Origin of the sequence: Emticicia sp., assembly GCF_043780375.1 — a bacterium.
Classification (GTDB): Bacteria; Bacteroidota; Bacteroidia; order Cytophagales; family Spirosomataceae; genus Emticicia.
In genome coordinates, this window is record NZ_JAYWCU010000160.1 from 1 (window position 1) to 22904 (window position 22904).

17 protein-coding genes and 2 pseudogenes are annotated in these 22904 nt (G+C 35.1%); 9 read left to right on the forward strand and 10 right to left on the reverse strand.

Annotation, left to right across the window (positions count from 1 at the left end):
- The 4 genes and pseudogenes from ACH2CJ_RS12690 to ACH2CJ_RS12705 form a co-directional block, all read left to right on the forward strand.
- A pseudogene (locus tag ACH2CJ_RS12690) lies at positions 1 to 205 on the forward strand (serine hydrolase domain-containing protein); the annotation flags it as partial.
- Positions 206 to 408: 203 nt separating this feature from the next.
- On the forward strand, positions 409 to 1287 hold the full coding sequence (gene dapA / locus ACH2CJ_RS12695; RefSeq protein WP_394993182.1) for a 4-hydroxy-tetrahydrodipicolinate synthase: 879 nt from the start codon (positions 409 to 411) through the stop codon (positions 1285 to 1287).
- A 269-nt stretch (positions 1288 to 1556) separates the two neighbouring features.
- The gene (locus ACH2CJ_RS12700) at positions 1557 to 4703 is read left to right on the forward strand and encodes a SusC/RagA family TonB-linked outer membrane protein (protein ID WP_394993183.1); all 3147 of its coding nucleotides are present in this window, start codon (positions 1557 to 1559) and stop codon (positions 4701 to 4703) included.
- A 12-nt stretch (positions 4704 to 4715) separates the two neighbouring features.
- Positions 4716 to 6200, forward strand: a complete 1485-nt coding sequence (locus ACH2CJ_RS12705) for a RagB/SusD family nutrient uptake outer membrane protein (protein WP_394993184.1) — start codon at positions 4716 to 4718, stop codon at positions 6198 to 6200.
- A 73-nt stretch (positions 6201 to 6273) separates the two neighbouring features.
- On the opposite strand, the gene ACH2CJ_RS12710 is transcribed toward ACH2CJ_RS12705, so the two are convergent.
- Together ACH2CJ_RS12710 and ACH2CJ_RS12715 are read right to left on the reverse strand one after the other, a co-directional pair.
- A complete protein-coding gene (locus ACH2CJ_RS12710; RefSeq protein WP_394993185.1) occupies positions 6274 to 6432 on the reverse strand; it encodes a hypothetical protein in 159 nt (52 codons plus the stop codon).
- 58 nt (positions 6433 to 6490) lie between these two features.
- Positions 6491 to 7405 (reverse strand): YihY/virulence factor BrkB family protein, encoded by a 915-nt coding sequence (locus ACH2CJ_RS12715; protein ID WP_394993186.1) that lies wholly within the window; start codon positions 7403 to 7405, stop codon positions 6491 to 6493.
- Positions 7406 to 7596: 191 nt separating this feature from the next.
- On the opposite strand from ACH2CJ_RS12715, the gene ACH2CJ_RS12720 reads away from it, so the two are divergent.
- The 5 genes from ACH2CJ_RS12720 (at position 7597) to ACH2CJ_RS12740 (ending at position 12207) form a co-directional block, all read left to right on the forward strand.
- Positions 7597 to 8013 carry a Crp/Fnr family transcriptional regulator gene (locus ACH2CJ_RS12720; RefSeq protein WP_394993187.1) on the forward strand — a complete coding sequence of 139 codons (417 nt, stop codon included), beginning with the start codon at positions 7597 to 7599 and terminating at the stop codon, positions 8011 to 8013.
- Positions 8014 to 8026: 13 nt separating this feature from the next.
- Entirely contained in the window at positions 8027 to 8176 is a 150-nt protein-coding gene (locus tag ACH2CJ_RS12725) for a hypothetical protein (protein WP_394993188.1), read from the forward strand.
- Positions 8177 to 8363: 187 nt separating this feature from the next.
- Positions 8364 to 8660 carry a hypothetical protein gene (locus ACH2CJ_RS12730; RefSeq protein WP_394993189.1) on the forward strand — a complete coding sequence of 99 codons (297 nt, stop codon included), beginning with the start codon at positions 8364 to 8366 and terminating at the stop codon, positions 8658 to 8660.
- Positions 8661 to 8749: 89 nt separating this feature from the next.
- A complete protein-coding gene (locus ACH2CJ_RS12735) occupies positions 8750 to 9538 on the forward strand; it encodes a GLPGLI family protein (protein WP_394993190.1) in 789 nt (262 codons plus the stop codon).
- A gap of 8 nt (positions 9539 to 9546) precedes the next feature.
- Complete coding sequence (locus ACH2CJ_RS12740) at positions 9547 to 12207, forward strand: carboxypeptidase-like regulatory domain-containing protein (RefSeq protein WP_394993191.1); 2661 nt, start codon at positions 9547 to 9549, stop codon at positions 12205 to 12207.
- 17 nt (positions 12208 to 12224) lie between these two features.
- Here ACH2CJ_RS12740 and ACH2CJ_RS12745 read toward each other — a convergent pair whose 3' ends face one another.
- The 8 genes and pseudogenes from ACH2CJ_RS12745 to ACH2CJ_RS12780 form a co-directional block, all read right to left on the reverse strand.
- A complete protein-coding gene (locus ACH2CJ_RS12745) occupies positions 12225 to 13955 on the reverse strand; it encodes a T9SS type A sorting domain-containing protein (protein WP_394993192.1) in 1731 nt (576 codons plus the stop codon).
- 2 nt (positions 13956 to 13957) lie between these two features.
- On the reverse strand, positions 13958 to 15490 hold the full coding sequence (locus ACH2CJ_RS12750; RefSeq protein ID WP_394993193.1) for a tail fiber domain-containing protein: 1533 nt from the start codon (positions 15488 to 15490) through the stop codon (positions 13958 to 13960).
- A 97-nt stretch (positions 15491 to 15587) separates the two neighbouring features.
- Positions 15588 to 16832, reverse strand: a complete 1245-nt coding sequence (locus ACH2CJ_RS12755) for a helix-turn-helix domain-containing protein (RefSeq protein WP_394993194.1) — start codon at positions 16830 to 16832, stop codon at positions 15588 to 15590.
- Between the two features lie 189 nt (positions 16833 to 17021).
- Positions 17022 to 17272: pseudogene (locus ACH2CJ_RS12760) on the reverse strand (IS30 family transposase); the annotation flags it as partial.
- Between the two features lie 29 nt (positions 17273 to 17301).
- Positions 17302 to 18486 (reverse strand): MFS transporter, encoded by a 1185-nt coding sequence (locus tag ACH2CJ_RS12765; protein ID WP_394993195.1) that lies wholly within the window; start codon positions 18484 to 18486, stop codon positions 17302 to 17304.
- A 192-nt stretch (positions 18487 to 18678) separates the two neighbouring features.
- On the reverse strand, positions 18679 to 21000 hold the full coding sequence (locus tag ACH2CJ_RS12770) for a penicillin-binding protein 1A (RefSeq protein WP_394993196.1): 2322 nt from the start codon (positions 20998 to 21000) through the stop codon (positions 18679 to 18681).
- 123 nt (positions 21001 to 21123) lie between these two features.
- Positions 21124 to 22083 carry a glycosyltransferase family 2 protein gene (locus tag ACH2CJ_RS12775; protein WP_394993197.1) on the reverse strand — a complete coding sequence of 320 codons (960 nt, stop codon included), beginning with the start codon at positions 22081 to 22083 and terminating at the stop codon, positions 21124 to 21126.
- Positions 22084 to 22190: 107 nt separating this feature from the next.
- Positions 22191 to 22901, reverse strand: coding sequence for a tRNA1(Val) (adenine(37)-N6)-methyltransferase (locus ACH2CJ_RS12780; RefSeq protein ID WP_394993198.1), 711 nt, complete (start codon positions 22899 to 22901; stop codon positions 22191 to 22193).
- Positions 22902 to 22904 lie beyond the last annotated feature (3 nt).

Consider the following 22904-nt stretch of genomic DNA (forward strand, 5'->3'; position numbering starts at 1 on the left):
AAAAAAAGGCAAAATTGTTCATTATAAAGCATTTGGTTACAGTAATCTTGAATCAAAAACACTTCTTAAAAAAGATGACATTTTCAGAATTGCTTCACAGTCAAAAGCCATTACAACCGTTGGACTTTTAATCCTTTTTGAAGAAGGGAAATTCTTTTTAGATGAACCAATTTCAAAATATATTCCTGCTTTCAAAAACCCAAAAGAAGAGACAATTATGCTGGTTTTTACCAATGTTCACCCTTATGTACACTATTCTGAAATTGTACGTAAATTCAGAATTTTAGTTTATCAAGCAATGTTGTAAAATAACTAAATTCATATTTTACATAAACTTTTCAAGCAAAAATCTTTCTTTAATCCAATTTTCTGGCTTATTTTACAACTCGAAAAATTAACAATAAAATAATGGAACATCCATTGATGGGCGTTGGTGTCGCTCTAATTACACCATTTGACCAAAACCACGAAATTGATTACGATGGTTTTCGTCGCTTACTCGAATTTACAAGTGATGGTGGCGTAGATTATTTGGTGGTACAAGGTACAACGGGAGAAACTTCAACTACAACAACCCAAGAAAAAACCGATTTACTGAAATTCACAAAACAAAATAATACTAAAAATCTACCAATAGTTTATGGACTTGGTGGAAACAATACCAAAGCAGTTCTCGAAACTATAAAAAATACAGATTTGACGGGCGTAGCAGCTATTTTATCGGTTTGCCCATATTATAACAAGCCATCACAAGCAGGACTAATTGCTCACTTTACGGTCATTGCAGATGCCTCTCCTGTACCAGTATTGTTATATAATGTGCCTGGACGAACGGTTACTCATTTGCAGATTTCGACAGTTGTGGAATTAGCAAAACATCCAAATATTATCGGTATTAAAGATGCAAGTAGCATCGAAAATGCGATAGAATTAGCAAAACGTTGCCCAAAAGATTTTATTTTGCTATCGGGTGATGACAACCTCGTTACGGCAGCCATAAGCATTGGTTTTCATGGCGTTATTTCAGTTATTGCCAATGCTTTCCCGAAAGAATTTAGCGAGATGACTTGGGCAGCATTAAAAGGGAATTTCGAAAAAGCTGCTGAAATACAACATCGTTTCTTAGATTTTGACACATTACTATATGTCGAATCAAATCCTGTAGGTATCAAAAAGTGTTGCGAAATAAAAGGTATTTGTAGCTCTGAAGTTCGCTTACCATTAGTAAAAGCTTCTGATGAGTTAGGTAAAAAGTTAACTAAAGCAATGAATGACGAAAGTTTTTGAAAATAAAATGTTTCAAAAATACAATATTTTTCATAAAAACTCCTTAAATCATTAATTGAAGAGTTTTTTTATAAGAAGTCTAACCTTAGTAAAATTATTTCATCATTTAGTAGCTTATTCCACCATTTTCATAGCCATTTTTTAGGTTTTTGTAGCTTTTAACTCAAATATTTATTACAAACACAATATTTGTTGCAACAAAAAAAACATTTTTGATATATATTTGTTAATTAATTTTAAATTAAATTTTCATCACAAACCAAAAATTCATGAAGAAAACTCTACAATTGTTTTTCTTCTTTTGGGCTATTTTGGCGATTCCGTCATTTGCCCAAGAGAAATCTGTTACAGGAAAAGTAACAGCAGACGATGGTTCAACACTTCCAGGTGTAACAGTAACGATAAAAGGTACTACCAAAGGTACTAACACCGATGTCGATGGAAATTTTCGCATAAGTGTTCCAAACAACGGTCGTTTGGTATTTAGCTACGTTGGATTTACTAGTCAAGAAATCAACGTTGGAAATCAAAGTACAATCAATGTAAGCTTAATGTCGAGCAACGAAACCCTCAACGAGGTTGTTGTTACTACTTTCGGTACGGCTAAAAAGACTTCGTTTACAGGTTCAGCTGCAACTATTTCGGCAGAAAAGATTGGCCCAAGACCCATTACTAACATAGGACAAGCCCTTGCGGGAGTTTCTGCGGGAGTTCAGGCAACTGTGGGTAGCGGTCAGCCTGGAACTGCACCTGCTATCAGAATTAGAGGTTTCGGTTCTATTTCTTCTTCAAACGACCCACTTTATGTAGTTGACGGTGTACCTTATAGTGCAAGTATCGCCAACCTCAACAGTGATGACATCGAAACTATTACAGTATTGAAAGATGCCGCTTCTACTGCACTTTATGGGGCAAGAGCCGCCAATGGAGTTGTAATGGTAACAACCAAAAAAGGTGCAAAAGGCAAAAACAACATCAGTGTAAGATACACAAAAGGCTTTAATAGTAGAGGATTACAAGAATATGAGAGAGTAGGGCCAGCAGATTATTATCCATTGATGTGGGAAGCAAACCGTAATAATTTTGCTTATAGAGTAGCAAACCCTATTGCGATTGCAACAGCTAGCACTAATGCTACCAATAATTTGGGTAGTATTGTAGGCTATAATGTTTACAATGTTCCTTTCAATCAATTGGTTGGTACTGACGGAAAGCTTAATCCAAGTGCGACTATGATTTATAGTGCAGATGATTTAAATTGGGAAAAACCATTGATGCGTCAAGGGAATCGTGATGAAATCAACATAAGCTTTTCTGGTTCAGCAGAAAAATCAGATTATTTCCTTTCATTATCTTACTTAAAAGACAAAGGCTTTCTGATTCGTTCTGATTATGACCGTTATACCGCTCGTTTGAATGTCAATAACCAAATAAAATCTTGGTTTAAAGTAGGAACAAACCTCTCAACGACAATTATCAAATCAAATCAAGCAGATGCCGACGGTAATACAAATTTTGTAAATCCATTCTTCTTTTCAAGAGGTATGGCCCCAATCTACCCTGTATATGCCTTTGACCCTGCCAATCCTAGCACATTCTTATTGAATGAAGATGGAACCAAAAAATATGACTTTGGTAATTTAAGTGCTTTGGGTTTACCAAATAGACCACAAAATGGCGGTCGTCATTCTCTTGCTGAAACTGTACTTAATCAAAACTTTTTCCGTAGAAATGTAGTAGGTGGTCGTGGTTATGCTGAAATTTCATTCTTGAAAGATTTTAAGTTTACTACTAATCTTGGCGTAGATATAACGAATGTCAACAATATTACTTATGGTAATCCAATCGTAGGTGATGGTGCTCCTGCTGGAAGAGCTACCCATATATTTGAAAACATTACAAGCTATAACCTTTCGCAGTTATTAAACTATAATAAATCGCTTGGTAGCCATAGCATTGGCGTACTACTTGGTCACGAAAATTATAATGAAACAGATAACAGACTTAATGGTTCGAGGTCAGGTCAAATATTAGATGGAAATATTGAACTCCTAAACTTTACTACAACTACTAACCTCGACTCTCGTAGAAGAGATAGAAGAGTAGAAGGTTATTTTTCAAGAATTAACTATGATTTTAATGAGAAATACTTTGCGTCATTCTCTGCTCGTAGAGATGGTTCGAGTAAATTTTATAAAGATACTCGTTGGGGTACATTTTACTCAGTTAGTGCAGCTTGGCGTTTAGACCAAGAAGCATTTATTAAAGAACTCCCTTTTATAAGTACATTAAAACTTAGAGGTTCTTATGGACAAACTGGTAATGACGGAGATATAAGCCGCTACGCTTGGCAGCCATTGTATGATTTGGGTGCAAATAATGCAACCGAAGCAGGTATTTTGCAATCAAGTTTGGGGAATAGAGAACTTGAGTGGGAATCGAGTAATGCTTTTGATATAGCGTTAGAATTTGGTTTATTAAAAAATCGTATCAATGGTACAATCGAGTATTTTGATAGACGCTCAAGCAATTTAATTTTTGATGTTCCTTTACCACTTTCGGCAGGTATCATTACTCAAACTCGTAACATCGGTACGATGTTCAACAAAGGAGTTGAACTTGAATTGGATATTGCTCTTGTAAGAAGCAAAGACTTTTCGTGGAATATCAATTTGAATGCAACCAAATTGAAAAACCAAATCACAAAAATGCCTGATGCAAGTAAAGAAATTATTCAAGGAACTAAAAAGTTAAAAGAAGGGCAATCAATTTTTGACTTTTGGTTGAGAGACTTCAATGGAATAAACCCTGAAACAGGTGTAGTTGAATATAGAGCAATCAATTTTGTACCTGCCAATTCACGCATTACAGAAACGGGCGATACTCTTACTAATGTGGTCAGTAATGCACGTTTCCATTATAATGGTTCATCTATTCCTTTAGTAAGTGGTGCTATTACCAACACTATCAAATACAAAGGACTTTCGTTATCAGCTTTAGTTATTTATCAATTAGGTGGTAAAACCTATGATGGTGCTTATGCAAGTTTGATGAGTACTGGTTATAATAATGCTAAACACATAGATATATTAAACAGATGGCAAAATCCTGGCGATATCACGAGTGTTCCGAGAATGGATGCTGGTCGTACTGCCGATTTCGATGCAGCCTCTGACCGTTGGTTAATTGATGCAAGCTACCTAAATGTACGTACTGTAACCTTAGCTTACACTATCCCAAGTAGAGCTTCTAAAAAAGTGTTTTTAGAAAATGCACAGATTTATGCAAGTGCTGAAAACTTCATTATACTTTCTCGCAGAAATGGTATGAATGTTCAACAAAACTTTGATGGTGTAACCAGCAACGCTTTTAGTCCTGCAAAATCAATAGTATTAGGTGTTTCATTTTCACTTTAATTGATATTAACAATGAAAAAAAGATTAATAATTTTATTCGCCGTAGTTTTAAGTGTGTTTTCATTTTCATGCGAAAAAACATACCTCGATACAGTTCCTACCGAGAGCGTTGATGCAGCCTCGGCTTATGCTACAACCAAAAATGCTGCCTCAGCAATTAATGGAATTTACCGTTCAATGATATACCGTTACCTTGGTTCACAAGGGCATTCGGGACATCCTGCAATGATGATTATTCTCGACCACTTGGGCGATGACGTAATCATTGGTACAACAGCCGCAAGCTGGCACGTAGGCGAAACAAGATGGACAAGCCATAGGTCGGATGTTGGTACAATGGCTCGTTTTCCTTATGAATTGTATTATAGAGTTATCGGAAATGCCAACGTAGGTATTGCTAATATTGATAATGCCGTAGGAACACAAGCCGAAAAAGACCAAGTAAAAGGAGAAGCTTTGGCTTTGAGAGGTTGGGCGTATTTTAATTTAGTACAGCTATATGGCAAACGCTATGATGCTGCGGCAAAACCAAATGCACAATTAGGTGTGCCGTTGGTACTTACACCAACAACCGAAGGCCTTCCAAGAGCCACAGTTGAAGATGTTTATACGCAAATCAACAAAGACCTTACAGATGCAGGAGCTTTATTGAAATCACCAAGAAGTTTTAAATCACATATCAATCTTGAAGTTGTGAAAGGTTTCTTGGCAAGAGTTGCGTTAACGCAGCAAAGATGGGCAGATGCAGCAAAATTTGCAGCAGAAGCACGTAGTACAAGTTCAAGTATTATGACAACAGCTCAATATCAAGAGGGATTTGCTGATATTACAAATCCAGAATGGATGTGGGGTTTTGACCACCTTGAAGACCAATCAGAGTTTTTTGGTGCCTATCATTCGTATATTTCTTGTAATTATAACTCTACTGTAATCAGAACCTATCCTAAAGTAATCAATAATGTACTTTATGATAAGATACCTGCTACTGATATCCGTTCTAAAATGTGGGTAAAAGCTCCTACAACAGCTAACTCAATTGTACCTACGGGTGGTGTTAGAGTTCCGTATTTGAATCAAAAATTCAGACTTCCAGGTACACCTTCTACCTCAGCCATGGGCGATGTACCATACATGAGGCTTGCCGAAATGTACTTAATAGAAGCCGAAGCAAAAGCACGTTTAGGAAATAGTGCTGATGCAGCAAAAGTATTATTCGATTTGATAAGCAAACGTGATACTGGTTATAAACTTTCGACAGCAACAGGCACAGCCTTAACCGATGAAATCATGTTTCATCGAAGAGTCGAAATGTGGGGTGAAGGTGTAAGATTTACCGATTTGAAAAGATTAAATCAGCCTTTAAACAGAAACGGAACAAACCAAATTGCAACAATCGCTGTATTGTATGATGTTGCTCCTGGCGACAAACAATGGGAGTTTTTGATTCCATTAAGAGAAATACAGGCGAACCAAGCAATAGTACAAAATCCTTTGTAATATTGCCTTTATCAAGTACAAAAAGAGTCCGTAAACGGTTTGTTTACGGACTCTTTTTTGTATAAACCATTCCTTATTTTTCGAACTTGATTTTCTTGTAAATATCTGATAATGAGATACTTGAATTTTCAACGATGATTGTATCTTCTAAACTATGAAAATCTTGATTGAGCCAAATATTAGGGTTTTCGGAGCGAATATAGGTTGAAACAAATACTTTTTTGGGATTCACATAAATGATTTGACATGGTATTTGTTTTTTTTCAAATATATAATTTATCTGAAACAGTTTATTGAAGTTTATCTTTTTTATCATCCACTTTTACTCCATGTACTGTAAATGCATCACGTACGGAGATACTTATTTCAAAGCCCAAAATCAAAATTAAAGCAACCAAATAAATCCAAACCATGAGGGCAATTAGTGTGCCTATTGAGCCATAGAGTTTATTATAAGAATTGAAATTGGCTAAATAGAAAGAGAATATATTGGTTACTAAAATTTCAAAAATTGAAGCAATTAATGCTCCAAAATTAAAAAATTTGAGCCGCTTGTGAACCGCAGGAGCAAAATAATAAATGACGCAAATACCCAAATAAAAAATTAAGAAAACCCCTCCATATCGAAAAACTTGAAGTAAATAAAAGTTGAAGTTTTCACTTAAAAGACCCTTATCGAATAAAAAATCAATTAAGATTGTACCCACAACTAATATCAAAATAGCACAAATCAATACTACAATTAATAAAACTGTCAGAAATAAAGCAATCATTCGAGCTTTCAGATAAGTACGTTTCTTACTTACGTTCAAAGCCATATCGAATGCCCGCATGAGAGCCATCATACCATTGGTTGCTGCAAAAACTGTAAGAAAAAAACCAAAAGAGAGAATATCGCTACGCTTGCGACTCACAATATCATGAATAGTGTTGGAAGTATTTTCATAAATGCCTCTGGGCATAGCATCTCGCAAAAAACTCATGATAAGTCGGTCGAGATTCAGAATCGGAATGTAGGGAATTAGCGTAAATAAGAAGATAACTCCAGGAAAAACTGCCAACAAAAAACTATACGATACTGAGGCCGCTCGTTGGTCAATGTCGAATGTGATAATTTTCTTCCAAAGGATTTTTAACACATGATATAACGACACCGTTGTGTTCCATAGATAAATACTTTGGAGAAATCTTATGATACGTTTCAAGGAAAAATCAATTTGTTGATTGGCAAAGATGGTGATTTTTAGGGAAATTTGGTAGAAAAATCTATTTATTGAAACTAAGATTAATTTTCTTTCTTTTCCAATTTATTACCTTTAAATAAATTTTTTAGCTAAACACTTATTACTAAATAGTATTTTCTATATTTATATGAATTTGCTGTACTTATAAAATAATGAAATACCAAACAATATCGCTTTACCAACTATTTGATTCTTTCGGCGTGTTTAACACTACTGAAATTGAGCAAATTTTACAATGTTTTGAGCCTAAAAGCTATACCAAAGGAACAATTATTGCGGATATTAGACAAGTAAACGATAAAATGTATTTTATCGAAAAAGGAATGCTTAGAGAATTTTCTTACCAAGACCAAGACAATACGATTTCGCATTGGCTAATGTCCGAAAATGATTTTGTATATTTGGTTGAAAGTTTTTTTGAGAAAAAACCTTCTGAAATTGCCTTAGAAGTAATTGAAAATGCCAAACTTTGGGTAATCTCGAAGCAGAATATGGATAAACTGTACCTTGATTTTCCTCATCTCAACCTCATTGGGAGATTGACGGGGGAGAAATCTCAAAAAATATAAAATTTATATTGGGATGCTACGCCAAAGCCCCAAAGCACGCTTGGATTGGTTTTATGATTTTCATCCTGAGCTTGCCAATCGTGTGCCACTCAAATATGTGGCTACCTATCTGAATATAACACCCTCAACTCTTAGCCGTGTACGTGCAAAAATGGTAAAATGAGAATATATGTAGCAACACAGATTGCGTTTTCGCATCGAATCGTCGAACGGTTTATTTTCTTGCCCAAAAGCAATTTTTTATCTCAAAAACTCTTCTCACATTTGCAATGTAATAAGCCCCCCAACAATCTTAGCGGAGCGAGGGAGGCTTATGAGTTCTATTTTTAATCATAAAACAGTATAAAGGTATGAAAAAAACTTTTTTATCGTTAGCATTAGTGCTTTCTATTTCTTTGGCGTTTGGTGCTGAAACTAAGCCAGTGGTAAGTTTGAGTAAAACAGTTAGTTCTGTTGAAAAGCCGAAAGAAATTTTGGTTGAGCAACCAATCGTTAAATCTGAAAAAAGGTTAGCGAAACCCGTAGGTACGCCAGAGTGCTATGCTTTAAGTTGTAAAGTTGTTTGTACTCAAGTATATGGTCCAGACCTTACTATGGAACAATCAATGGATAATTGGGAACTTTTTGAAGAACGCTATTGCGGTTGACATAAATATTTTTCTTCTATCCAAAATTATTACACCCACTCACATTACATATTATTTTGATGTGAGTGGTTGTTCAACATCTAAAAACTATGAAATCTAAAATCCTACTTTTCTTATTATTGTGTAGTTTTTTTTCTTTTATTGAAATCACTTCCTACAAAGCTATTTATAAAATAAGTTTCATATCAAATCTTGACACGAAAGCCGTGAAGATGGAGAGGGCTTTTCTAATAATTGATAACAATCAAGAATCTTCATACAGCACTGAAAATACTTATAAGCAAGATTCCATCAAACAATTAGTGAGAGAAGGGGTTTTAGCTCCTCAAGAGGTGATGAATGATAAATATCCTAAAACTGGTTTTAATCATTTTGTCCAGAAAAATTATGGCGAGCAAAGCATGAAAATAGCCAGTTTAATAACAGTAGATAATTATATTTACAACCAAAAAAACGAATTAGCTTGGCAATTAAATTCGGATACCTTAAAGATTAAAAACTACATTTGTAACAAAGCCACCACAACTTACGAAGGAAGAGATTACATAGCTTGGTACACGACCGAAATTCCAATTTCAGATGGGCCATATAAGTTTTGGGGACTTCCTGGGCTAATTATAAAAATTTATGATACTGAAAATCAATATACTTTTACATTAGAAAGTTTTGAAAAATATACTGGTAAAAAATACACTGTGCCTTATCAAACCCGAAAAACTTATGAAGTAACTTATGATAAATTTAAAGTTTTGAGTAAAGAACTTCAAGAAGATTTTTTAAAGTCAATGGAAAATAGAGGGATAAAAGTTGTGAGCGTTGATGGTCAAGATCCATCAAAATTTCCTCCTCCAAAACGCAATTCTATTGAAAGATATTAAAAACAAGCATGAAACGACGAATATGGTTTCCATTTATTTTTATAATATTCCTGCAAATACTTTCTAACACTAACTCATTCGCCCAAATAATCATTTCGGGAAAAGTAACTGATGTAGCTCAAAATAAAGCCTTATCAAATGCCATTATTACACTCAATAAATTAAATACCGAAATTACTTTAGCCTATACTTTGAGCAAGCCTTCGGGACAATTTGAACTTAAAACCAACGCAAGTACAGATTCTCTCACTTTAAGTATTAAAATGCTGGGCTATGCTACCCAACGCATCAATATTTCGAGCAGAACACAAACCATCAATTTTGCCTTAGAAGAAACTTCCATAGAACTAAAAGAAGTAAAAGTAAAGCCCGAACCAATCAAAAAATATGGTGATACACTTTCATATTCAGTTGCGGCATTTAAAAACAAAAACGACCGAGTAATTGCCGATATTATCAAAAAACTCCCAGGTATAGAAGTAACTCCAAACGGTCAGATTTTATACCAAGGCGAACCCATCAACAAATACTACATTGAGGGCATGGATTTGCTCGAAGGACGCTACAAATTGGCGAACGATAACTTGAATGTGGAAGCGGTTACTGACGTAGAAATCATAGAAAACCATCAGCCAATCAAAATGCTCAATGGCGTAGTTTACTCCGAAAAAGCTGCTCTCAATATCAAACTCAAAAAGAATATTACTACTACTGGGCAAATAAGCTTTGGGGCTGGTCTAAGTCCGCTACTTTGGGACGTAAATTTTACGCCCATGATTTTTACTAAGAAAAACCAATTTTTAACAACTTATCAAGCTAATAATGTGGGGCGTAATAACGCCTCTCAACTCATGCGACTCACGCCTGGTACCTTCAAAAGTGAGTCGGGAATGGAAAGTAAACAAGATTGGCTTGGCATTCAAAAACTCAGTAATCCATCATTTAAGGAAAACCGTTGGCTTGATAATAATAGTCATATTGGGAGTATAAATGTACTAAAAAAGCTAAAAAACAACCTCGAACTCCGACTAATCGGCGATTATTCAAACGATATTCAGCGACAAGAAGGTTATACAAAAACTTTGTTTTTTAGCTCTAAAATAGACACTATAAGCCTTTTAGAAAACAAAACCAATAAGCTTTTTTTCAATAATCTCAAAACCGACATAACACTTCAAAAAAATGATAAAGGAAAATATCTAAAAAATAGTTTGAAAATGAAAGCATATTGGGACAGCCAAATTGGAACTATTATAAATCTTAATGGTACACTTTCGCAACAATTGAGCAATCCTTTCTACATTATTGCCAATGATTATAAAGATTTATTTAAGGTTGGCAAATTGCTACTTACCTTAAACTCAAGCATTAGTCTTGAAAAAAAACCACAGCAATTAGTTGTTTCTCCTGGGCAATTTGCAGGATTATTGAATGGCAACAAACCTTTTGAAAGCATACAACAAAATGTATTGCAGACGAGCTTTTTTACTGATAATTCGATTCAGTTTATGAAAATATTTAAAGCTATTTCGTTTGATACTCAAATAGGGTTTATGCTTGAAAAACAAAACTTATTAAGCGATATTTCTTCACAAAATGCTACTGAATTAAATAAAATTGGAAAAGAATTTAGCAATGATTTAGACTGGCTTAATCAAAAATATTATATAAATCTACAAAGCAGGTATCAAAGAGGAAAACTTAATATCAATCTCTCAACTCCTATCAATTATTATATTTATAAGATTCAAGATAAAGCTTTCAACAAAGCAGAAACAGTGAATCGTGCCACTTTTGAGCCTCAACTTGGACTCAATTATGAAGTGAACAATTATTGGAAAATTACGGTTTCTTCGAGTAAAAACAATAGCTTTGGCGATATAAGTCAAATGTATTATGGCTATATTATGACTTCATACCGAGATATAAAACGTACAAATGCCCCCTTATTTCAGGCTGTAAATTTTTCTAATTCAATAGGTTTGAGTTACCGAAATCCTATTAATGCTACTTTTGCAAATCTCTTTTACAGTTATTCTTTACGTGAAAACAACCTACTTTTTGTCAATAAAATTAGTCAAAATGGAAGCCTTGAAAGAAATGCCATTGAGCAAAAAAACAATAATTATGCTCAATCATTAAACGGCAGTATAAGTAAGAGTTTTAGAGAAATAAAAACGACGATAAACGTAGCGACCAACGTATTCGAGCAAAAAAGTCAACAAATAATTAATAATCAAACCGTTGAAATAATAGTAAGAGGAATCATGCCAAACCTCCGAATTTCATCAAGTCTGTCACAGTGGTTTGGGTTTGAATATTTTTATAAATTATCGAATCTCAAAAATATTGTTGCTGACGTGCCAAAACAAAGCATTATTCAACAAACCCATGACCTAAAACTTAACTTTAACCCAAGTCAAAAATGGTATTTGGGTATTAATAATGAGTTTTACATCAATAATTACAATAACACAAAAAATCTATTTGCCGATTTGATATTTAGAAAAACTATTGGTACGAAAAAAATAGATTTAGAAGCCACTTGGATAAATATTTTTAATACAAAATCACTCCTCAGCATAAGTAACGGGGCGTTCAATTATGTAGAAACTTCCTATAACTTAAGACCTTCGCAATTTATCATTAAAACAAGATTCCCTTTATAACAAATTTTATTCTTTTCTTACTTCAAAACCACCACTCTCTGTTCGATTATTGACTCGTTTAAATAAATTTTAATAAAATAAGTGCCACTTTGAATCAAACGAGGTAGTAGGAATGACTTTTCTGAACTTGAAATACTGCTTTCTTCAGTCAAAATTCTACCTAAAGAATCAATCAACTCAAAACGCCAAGTATTATTTATTTGACCGTTTACTTTTATCAAAATCCCTGCCTCAGTGGGATTAGGGCTGATACTTGCCGAAATCCTTTCTGCTGAGTTAAGTTCTAAACTCGTAATAACCGTTGTTGATGGTGGCGTAACGATTACACTGGTTTTGCCTATCAATTTATCAGAAAGCTCATTCAGATAACATTCCAAATTAGTATAGCCCTCAATTCCTGTAAACTTTTTTGAAAGTTGCGTGCCGTTATGGTCTTGCACGCTCGGATTTAAACCATTGGTGGTTTCCCAATCGTTGGGCATTCCGTCATTATCTGAATCTGTTGGAGCTGTTGGTTGCGAAGTAAAATCTAATTGAAAGGCATCATTGAAATAATCGACCCCATTAATCGCTTGAGTAGCGACTGAATTTAGAGAAATCGGATTTATTAAGCGTCTGTCCATTGGGTCACGTGGAAAAGCTCCTACATTTTTAATCGCATATTCTCTCAAATCTGTAGCTATGGTTGGCGAAATCAAGGGGAAAGTATTTCTTGAAGTGAGTTTTTGGGCAGCACCAAGATTGGTATTTGGTGCATTGGTATTGAAATCATTACAACAATAAAACAACTGATAGTCAGCGTATTGTGCATAACGATTCATTTTATTTCCAGAAACAAAGAGTTTATTATTTGAATTATTTAAAAAATCGGCCGACGCTAAAGGACCATTATATGTATTTCTTACGACCGAAAAATTATTGGTATAATTCATATTCAGTCGAAAATTTTTGCAATCGCTACCACCTGTCGTACACGAATTATACCATGTTTCAATCTGTTGATCCCAAAGTAAATTTGAAGTAATTTCTACATTCAAAGGATTTGAACTACAATAAGGCGATTCGCAGGAAATTTCAGGAAAACGCCCTCCTATTCGATTCCAAACATTGTGGTGAATACTGATATTGTCTTGCGGATGTGCTGAAGTAGAATAATTCATTAACATTCCTCCTAAATTGAAATGCTCGCCCAAGGTTTCGGAAAGCATACAGTTTTGTACGGTAATATTACGAGAATTGGAAATTTGCACACTTTCGTCAATAGCATTGGCAAACGAACAATGATCAACAATGACATTGCTTGCTCCATCGAGCCTCAAACCATCATCTAAAACGTAGCCTTGATTGGGCAAAATTTGGGAAGGCTTTGGTCTCGAACGCAGATGACGAATAATAGCATTGCGAGAAATAGTATTTTGTTCATAAATTTCATCAAAAATAATACCTCTAACAATAATGCCGCCTGGCGAAGTTTGTCCTGCAATTGTTACATCACCCTTGAAAACCTCAGCCGCACAAGGAATAATGCCACTAACTTTAAACAGAATATATTTCGCTCCTGATTGATTTAATCCGTTTTGCAACGAACCCGCTCCCGAACAGTTGAGATTTGTGACATAATAAACGCTGCCGTTACGCCCACCAGTTGCATTTGCACCGAAGCCTTCAGCACCAGGGAATGAAGGAATAGTTTGGCTATAACAACTGATTTGTAATAGAAAAATGGTAACAAAATATGCGTTTTTCATGGTTATTTAGCGTTTTTAGCTTCAATATTAAGACTATTTTTCAAGAGAGATTTGATTTCAGCTAATTCCTTTTCCAAATAGTCAATTCGCTTATTTTGTTCTTTCAAGGCTTCTACCAAAACTGGTGTTAAACGAGAATAATCGACTGATTTATAGCCTTTTTCGTCTGTAAAAACTATTTCAGGAAAAACCTTCTCTATATCTTGGGCTATAAAACCTATTTGATTATTATTTGAAAAGTTTTTATCAGGAAATTCATTTTGACGATAATTGTATCTTACACCGTTGATTTTCAATAGATTAGACAACGAATTATTGAGGGAAGTAATGTTTTTCTTATATCTCAAATCCGAGCAAACCAATAAACCACATGAAGCCGTTACGGTTCCGCCGATAGTTACATTTCCAGAATTATTTATCAAAAAACGCCAGCTGTTTCCAATAAAAATACCTGCTTCGGTATCAGAAAACAAACCATAAAATGCACCTGTAGCATCTGAAAGATTATGCGAGCTATTGGTCATCCAAATTCCTGATGTTTCGCCATTATTTCGTATTCTAACACGTCCGTTTATGTCAAGTATTTGATAAGGGTCATTTATTCCAATCCCTACTTTTCCATTACCATTGAATCTTACTTTTTCGTTAAAAGCCGCACTTCTTCCAGTCCCGAAAACAATATTATCGGCCGATGATGGAGTATATATTTGTAATTGATTGTTTTGGATGCCCAGTCCAAAGTGATTAGTCGTATTATTAGTATTTCCACCCCATAATGAAATTTTATCACCCACAGTATTAGTAAAAGTAAGCGGATATTGAGGTGTAGAAGTATTTATGCCAAGATTAGCATTTTTTAATAATGTAAGTGCATTATTTCTATCACCATCTCCTAAACCATTACCTATTACAAAAAGTGGCTCCGTTGGAACAAAGCTTCCTGGAGTACCTTGAATAATATTGTAAGTACCAAAAGTAGTTGAATAAAGTGCACTTGCCGTGGTAGAATTCCCCATGGCTGTTGAATAATTTCCACTTGCCGTAGTAGAATTTCCCATGGCTGTTGAATAATTTCCACTTGCCGTAGTATAATCCCCCATGGCTGTTGAAATAAGTCCACTTGCCGTATTAGAAAACCCCATGGCTGTTGAAACAAGTCCACTTGCTCTAGTATAAAGTCCCATGGCTGTTGAAACATCTCCACTTGCCGTAGTAAAATATCCCATAGCTGTTGACCTTACTCCACTTGCCGTAGTATTATATCCAGAAGCAAAAGACCAAGTACCAACGTACGAAGCATCCCATGTATTACCATCTACAGTTCCAACCCTAAAAGCACTTTTAGCTGGTATCCACATAAAACGAGTGCCAGCCCCAGATACAGGTAGTGCAATTGCAGCAGGTTCAGCAGAGATTGTTGTAGCATTTTTTGATAAAATACCGTTATTACCATTAGGTTCGATGAGAATTGAAGACTGCCCAAAAGCATTATTCAAAATCATAAAAAACAATAAAGAAATGAATACCTTTTTCATAGTCATATTTTTGATTTAATTAACATTTACAAAGTTCTGTTTCCTTATAATAGAAGACTTTCACAAAAACGACAATTACTGGTATAATTACGTCAAACTAAGCTTTTTGGGCATTTTCTTGAAAATTCGTTGGGGTCTTGTTAAAATGTTTCTTGAAAATTCTTGAAAAATAAGCAGGGTCAGAAAAGCCAATCGAATAGGCAATTTCGGCAATGGTTTGTTTGCCCTCAACCAATAGTTTTGCCGCTTCTTCGAGTTTTATTTTTCTAATAAAATCAGTTGGCGTGGCGTCGGTTTCTTCTTTGAATTGCCTTTGTAATTGCCTCAAACTGACATTCAGATTTTCGGCAAGACCAGCTGGTGAAATGTCATTTTCGAGATTTTCTAAAATAAACTCCCTACATTTTGCTTGAAAAGCATCTAAATTTTCTTTTACGCCAACTACCTGAAAAATCTTTTCTTTTATCGTAATTATTTCTTTTTCTTTTCGTAAATAACCGACAATCAACCAAGTAGAAACAATCAAAGTTAAAATGGCAATTATCCAAAGCCAATGTCCAAATAATATTTTTGCTTTTTTCCAAGCAGAAGCCTCACCAACCAATGTTGCGTTTGTCCATTTATTTGGAAAACCAAAATCAGAGTCTCCATCAATACTTTGAAAAGCATATTTAGGAATCATCGCTTCTTCAGATAGCGGACGAATATCCAAAAACTCATCAGCATCATTGAGACAAATATCTATTTTAAATGATTCGTTGGGCTTAGGTCTAATACCCAACGCCGCCCAAGCAATTTGAAATTCGATAACATAACCTGAGTCGAGGTCTGCATTTTTATTGATAGTCCCTTCGTATTTTGTTGCATAATCCATCACAAAATGATTTGTAACCGTATCTTTTGGAACTTTATATCTTTCAATTTTTATTAAGTAATTATCTCCCCCACGAAAAACCGTCAGATTTCCCATAAAATCCATGATTAGCTGAAAATCATCATCATCCATCACAGTCTGGCTATTGTTTTGAGTATCAATGTAAAACTCAATACCATCATTGAATGTAATTCTGGGGCTACCACTTTTATCTTTGGCAAGGTCGGTCAAATGCTTGTCAAAGACCTGCAAAATACCGAATAAATGTTCTTCATCAAAACCAAAATTATAGCGTAGTGTATTTGATGATTTGACCGAATGTGAAGTTTGCTTAAAAGAATAAAACGCTAATTTCCAGTCACTTATGTCACCATCAATTTTTGGCGGGGTGTCTTGATAATGAATCTTTATTTGTGAAAACGATGGGTTTGAAAGTAAAAAAAGAAGTATGAGTAAGGCATTTTTCATAAAACCATTTCGTTGTATTTGCTCTTTGCTCAAATTTATAAAATATAGTAGTCACAAATCTAAATTCTATTCAAATTGTTTTATTTCTCTTATTCATGCCATAGGTAATTTATACGCTAAATTCAAGTTACAAATGCAAATTATTATTTGAGAAATTGATTTTATAAAATTCGTTAGAAGAAAAGAATCCTAATTTTTTTTCTTGGCGGCCGGCCGCTGCCGTCTGTTATTGAGTTTATTTTGAACATCGGCCACATGTTGAAGCGAAACATTTTCAAATGACCTTCCTTTGAGAAAATATTGTCTAATTAAGCCATTGGTATTTTCATTTGCTCCTCTTTCCCATGAATGATACGGCTTTGCAAAATAGAAGTTTATATTGAGTTCATTTGCTATTTCTTGATGCCGAGCAAATTTTTCCCTTTATCAGCGGTAATTGTTTAGTTAATTGATAAAATTTGATATAAAACTACTCCCCATAAATCCTCTTCCCACTCGCCCACAAACCAACCAAAGAGCCAAGACTTAGTACCCAAAAAACAGCCAAATTTTCGGGAAATTTTGCCAAAAGAAAATCTATCAATTGAATAGAAACGATAGTAATGGCAAAGCCAATGCTTGTTATGAGCGTAATGATGCTGCCACGCCGCTCAGGCAAAGCAAAACGAGAAACCAAAGTAGAAAATTGCGGAGAATCGCCCACCACAGTAATGCCCCAAATGAGCATTAATACAGAAAAGATGTACAATGAAGAACCAACAACAAATGGTAAAAGCAAGCAACAAACGCCCGAAGTGAAGAGTTGAAACAAAGCAACTTTCCCACTACCAAATTTCAGTGAGAGTAATCCTCCCCACCAACAGCCCAAAAAACCAACTACAATAGTTGCAAAGATTACCATTGGAATATTAATGACATATTCAGGGTGAAAATGTGCATAAATCTTCCAAATTGCTGGAAGAAATGCCCAAAAAGCATATAATTCCCACATGTGACCAAAATAACCAAAGGCGGCAGCACGAAGTTCGGGAAATTTAAAAATGGCAGTTAAGGCTTTAATTGAAAATTGATTTCGCTGAATAGGAAGTGCTTTATCGGGTAGAAATGACCAAAGCAAGAATCCACCAAAGAGAGAAAAGAGGCTTATCCAAAACAGAAAATCTTTCCAAGGAAGTTCAAAACTAATACCTTTCAGCAAGTAAGGAAATGACTTGCCAAGCACCAAAGCCCCGACCAAATAACCCATTGCTCGACCCAAATCTTTGCCGTACCAATCGGAGGCGATTTTCATTCCGATTGGATAAATTCCTGCTAAAAAAAGCCCTGTCAGAAAGCGACTTGACAGCACAAAAAATGGATTAAGCGGTAAAAAAGCTACGCTAACATTTGCCAATGCTCCTAAAACTGCCGAAATTAGAAAAAGCCTAGAACTCAAAACTCGTTCGGGTACGGCAAAGATTGCATTGAGTAATGTACCGATAATAAAGCCCAATTGTACTGCTGATGTGAGCCAGCCACCTAATTTTACGCCTAATTCTGCTTCGATTTGTCCTGCCACAGCATTGCCCGACAGCCAAAGAGTAGTTGAAGCGAATTGGGCAAAAACGAGCATTAAAAGAAAATTAGAGGGGCGTTTAGGGTTTATTGGTGGCAAAATGAACTTGTTTTAGGAATACTTAAAAATTATTCTGTTTAATATTTAAGTAAATTTTTTTGCCAAATCAAAAAAGACGAAATTTAGCAAGCTAAATAAGTTTTTTTTGATGCAGAGTGGCGAAAAAAGCAAATAAATCAACGGAGTTATTTTTTAAGCGTTCCTTAGTATAAAAATCGTTAATTTCTTTCCCTACAATTGGTCATCATCAGCGGGCTTTACTGTTGGTGGCGTGTATTTTTGAGTCGAATCAATGTAACCTCCTCCTTCGCCAGCCGTATAAACGCAGTCGCCTGAAATTGATACTGTTGAAGGCTTCAAAAAAGTGCCTTTTTTGTATTCTAAAGTCTTATCGGCATACACTTTCTGAAAAAATGCTCCCCAAGTTGGCATCGAAAGCCTTGCTCCCTGACCGAGATTTATATCTCTAAAGTGAATCGTCGGGTCGTCGCCACCTGTCCAGCCACCTGCTACAAGCGTTGGAGTAATGCCCATAAACCAACCATCCGAAAAGTTGGAAGTTGTACCTGTTTTAGCAGCAATTTCGTTTCCATCCAAAACCCCATATCTTCCCAATCCTGCGGCAGTTCCGCCAGGCTGCGTAGCTCCACGCATCAAATGTATCATTTTATAAGCCGTTTCTTGACTAATAACTTCCTTACTATCTGAGTAATACTCTTTTATTATTTCCCCATTTTTATCTTCTATTCGGGTTACAAAAATCGGCTCGGTAAACTTTCCTTGATTAGCAAAAACACAATATCCCGACATCAATTCAAACAACGAAACATCTCCAATACCCAAGCATATTGCAGGGACTTCAGGCAAATAGCTCTTAATTCCTAATTTATGAGCATATTTTATAACATTTGAAGCCTTAAATTGATTGATAAGGTAAGCACTAACTGTATTGATTGACTGTCCCAACGCCTGTCGAAGTGTAAGCGAACGATATGAATATTTGCCATCAGAGTTTTTAGGAGTCCAACTTCCCCCTGGAATCGGAATCGTAATTGGTTGATCAATCACTTGTTCGCAAGTCGAAAAGCCATTATCAATAGCCGTTACATAAACAAAAGGCTTGAAAGTAGAACCTGGCTGACGCTTACCTTGATATACATGGTCATATTTGAAATATTTATAATTAATTCCACCAACCCAAGCCTTAATTTGACCATTACGAGGATCCATTGCCAAGAAACTTGAATGTAAGAAATATTTATAGTGCCGAATTGAATCTAATGTTGAAAGTAAAGTATCTCTTTCTCCTTGCCAAGTAAATACCCGCATTTTAGTAGGTTTATTCAGTTCACGCCATACTTTAGTCTCATTACCATCAAAAGCTTCTTTCAATTCTCGAAACCGACTTGTTGTTTTGACAATATTTTCTATATAATTAGGTATTTCTACATATTTCCCTTCTCTTGTCTTCGATTCTAACGACCACGGACGACCTTTGCCTTTCCAGTGAGCATAAAATTTCTTTTGCTGGTCTTTCATATTTTCCCGCAAAGCTTCTTCGGCATAAGTTTGCATGTGCGAGTCAATAGTTGTATAAATTTTGAAGCCTTTTGCATGAATATCATTTTCGGTATAACCTTCTTTTTTTAGCCAATCTTTCAAGAACTGACGAAAGTAAGGTGCCGGTCCAGAATTATGACTTTCAGGTGAATAATTAAGTACAACTGGTTTTCGTTTAAACATTTCGCCTTGTTCGAGTGAAATTTTATTGTATTTTACCATTTGGTCAAAAACAATATTCCGACGATTTTTTGCTGCTTCTGGGTGTAATTTTGGATTAAATCTTGAGGGGTTTTGACACATTCCAACCAACATTGCAGCCTCTTCCTGATTCAATTCGCTTGGTTCTTTCTTGAAGTAAGTTTTTGATGCCGATTTAATACCCAAAGCGTTACTACTAAACTCAACGGTATTTAAGTATTTTTCCATAATTTCCTGCTTCGTATAGCGGCGTTCCAACTTAATAGCAGTAATCCATTCTTTGGTTTTGATTAGCAATTGCTTTAAACCAGGAATATAATAAAATGGACCTTTGTAGAAATCTGTTTCACGAAGTTTGAATAAATTCTTGGCTAATTGCTGCGAAATTGTACTTCCCCCACCTTTACTCTGACCAGTTAAAACACCTGTAACTGCACGCAAGGTACTACGTGCATCAATGCCCGAATGAATGGTAAAACGAACATCTTCGGTAGCTACAAGAGCATTAATAACATTTGGTGAAAGTTCATTGAAATCAATCGGGCTACGGTTTTCGTAGAAAAACTTCCCGATAACTATGCCATCGGAAGAAATTATTTCGGAAGCCACATCACTTTTTGGATTATCAATATCTTCCAAACTTGGCATTTTACCAAATAGCCAAAAAAGGTTAAAATTTACGGCAATCAAATAAATAATGAATGCAATAGAGCTATATTTAGTATATTTCCAAATTTTGGAAATGATATTTTGGTACTTGCCTTTTTCTAATTCAGGAAGGGATACTTTCATTTTTATTGGTTGATGGGTGTTAAAGCACAATTATAAACATAGAATGTTGCAGTTCTACATTTTATCTCTCAATAGTTTATAAAAGCGTTTATTAATAATTAATGGATTTTTCAACTCAGCACACTATACCTCTTCCTCAATCAAATATTCGTCTTTCTTGAAATTTTGTTTGACAAATAATTCGCCAATAAAACCAGCCAAAAATAACTGCGTTCCGATGATGATTGCTACCAAGGCAAGAAAATAAAGTGGGTTGTCGGTTACATTTCTATATCGTAAACCTTGACTAATATTATATAGTTTTTCAAAAAGTAAATAAATTGCCAAAATACTACCAACTAAAAATGAAAGCACGCCCATTGTACCGAAAAAGTGCATCGGACGGCGGCCAAATTTATTGACAAAAGCAACAGTCAGTAAATCAAGAAAACCGAAAATAAAACGTTCGAGTCCAAATTTTGTTGTACCATATTTACGAGCTTGGTGCTGAACAACTTTCTCGCCTATTTTCTTAAAACCATTCCATTTAGCAATAATAGGAATGTTGCGGTGCATTTCGCCATAAATCGTAATACTTTTTACAACTCTTGACTTATATGCCTTCAAACCACAATTAAAATCATGTAATGGCACACCTGATACCCAACGAGAAATACCATTGAAAAGTTTAGTTGGAAGTGTTTTTGTGATTGGGTCGTAACGCTTCTTTTTCCAGCCAGAAACCAAGTCGAAACCATCTTCTATTATCATGCGATAAAGCTCAGGAATTTCGTCGGGACTATCTTGCAAATCAGCATCCATCGTAATCACAACATCACCTTTGGTGTGAATAAATGCTGTTTGAAGAGCCGCTGTTTTTCCATAATTACGAATAAACTTAAACCCCCTAACTGCATGATTATTAGCCGACATTGCCTTAATTACTTCCCAAGAATCATCATCACTTCCATCATCAACAAACAAAATTTCATAAGAAAAATGATGCTTTGCCATTACCCTCACAATCCAATCATGGAGCTCAAGTAGTGATTCGGCTTCATTATAAAGAGGCACAACGATTGATATTTGAAGCGGTTGGTTCATTTTTAACGATCAGCTTTAAGCCGTTAGCAAAAGTTTTTTTTTTGCTAACTATTTTTATTCGGTTTAGATGATAAAAGGTGTCTTTTTAGCTAATTGCCAACAACTCTTTAAAATATCAAATAATAATCTTTCAATAAAGCTCGGAAGTCTTCCGAGTAGGTTTTACTACCTTTTTCGTGAATCTCTAACGTTTCTTCGGGATAATCATGTATTTGTAAGTTTTGAAAAGTAGCAATTATCCTAAAAATTGGTTTTGATTCATCATGTCGAATCAATATTTTTTTTGACAAATATAATTCTTTTTTTTGTGCTAATCGAATCAATTTTTCTACCTCAAAAGGGGGCAAAAGCACTACAAATTTACCATCAGGTCTCAATAAGCGTACCACAGAATCTATTAATGCCTCTAACGTCAATTCAACCGCATGAAGAGCTTTGTTTGCCTGACTATCAGGCGATTTTAAGGATTTTTGGTAAAAAGGTGGATTGGAAACGATTAAATCATAGCCCTGCGGAGAAGAATACGATTTAATATCTTGATGAAAAACTGTAATTTTATCGCTAAATTTACTTTCCGACACATTGTTAACCGCTTGACTATAAGCATTTTCTTCAATTTCTACGGCATCAATATTTGCCTCAGACCTTTGAGCGAGCATTAACGCCAAAAGCCCTGTACCTGTGCCAATATCCAAAATATTTTTTACATTTTCAACATCTGTCGAAGCACCAAAAATACAAGCATCCGTGCAAACTTTCATAGCACAGCGATTTTGATGAATTGTAAAATGTTTGAATGTAAAGGAGTTATTTGGCATTTT

Coding starts and splice junctions, on each gene's coding strand:
- dapA (WP_394993182.1), top strand. CDS start 409: ATGGAACATCCATTGATGGGCGTTGGTGTCGCTCTAATTACACCATTT.
- ACH2CJ_RS12700 (WP_394993183.1), top strand. CDS start 1,557: ATGAAGAAAACTCTACAATTGTTTTTCTTCTTTTGGGCTATTTTGGCG.
- ACH2CJ_RS12705 (WP_394993184.1), top strand. CDS start 4,716: ATGAAAAAAAGATTAATAATTTTATTCGCCGTAGTTTTAAGTGTGTTT.
- ACH2CJ_RS12720 (WP_394993187.1), top strand. CDS start 7,597: ATGAAATACCAAACAATATCGCTTTACCAACTATTTGATTCTTTCGGC.
- ACH2CJ_RS12725 (WP_394993188.1), top strand. CDS start 8,027: ATGCTACGCCAAAGCCCCAAAGCACGCTTGGATTGGTTTTATGATTTT.
- ACH2CJ_RS12730 (WP_394993189.1), top strand. CDS start 8,364: ATGAAAAAAACTTTTTTATCGTTAGCATTAGTGCTTTCTATTTCTTTG.
- ACH2CJ_RS12735 (WP_394993190.1), top strand. CDS start 8,750: ATGAAATCTAAAATCCTACTTTTCTTATTATTGTGTAGTTTTTTTTCT.
- ACH2CJ_RS12740 (WP_394993191.1), top strand. CDS start 9,547: ATGAAACGACGAATATGGTTTCCATTTATTTTTATAATATTCCTGCAA.
- ACH2CJ_RS12745 (WP_394993192.1), bottom strand. CDS start 13,955: ATGAAAAACGCATATTTTGTTACCATTTTTCTATTACAAATCAGTTGT.
- ACH2CJ_RS12750 (WP_394993193.1), bottom strand. CDS start 15,490: ATGAAAAAGGTATTCATTTCTTTATTGTTTTTTATGATTTTGAATAAT.
- ACH2CJ_RS12755 (WP_394993194.1), bottom strand. CDS start 16,832: ATGAAAAATGCCTTACTCATACTTCTTTTTTTACTTTCAAACCCATCG.
- ACH2CJ_RS12770 (WP_394993196.1), bottom strand. CDS start 21,000: ATGAAAGTATCCCTTCCTGAATTAGAAAAAGGCAAGTACCAAAATATC.
- ACH2CJ_RS12775 (WP_394993197.1), bottom strand. CDS start 22,083: ATGAACCAACCGCTTCAAATATCAATCGTTGTGCCTCTTTATAATGAA.
- ACH2CJ_RS12780 (WP_394993198.1), bottom strand. CDS start 22,901: ATGCCAAATAACTCCTTTACATTCAAACATTTTACAATTCATCAAAAT.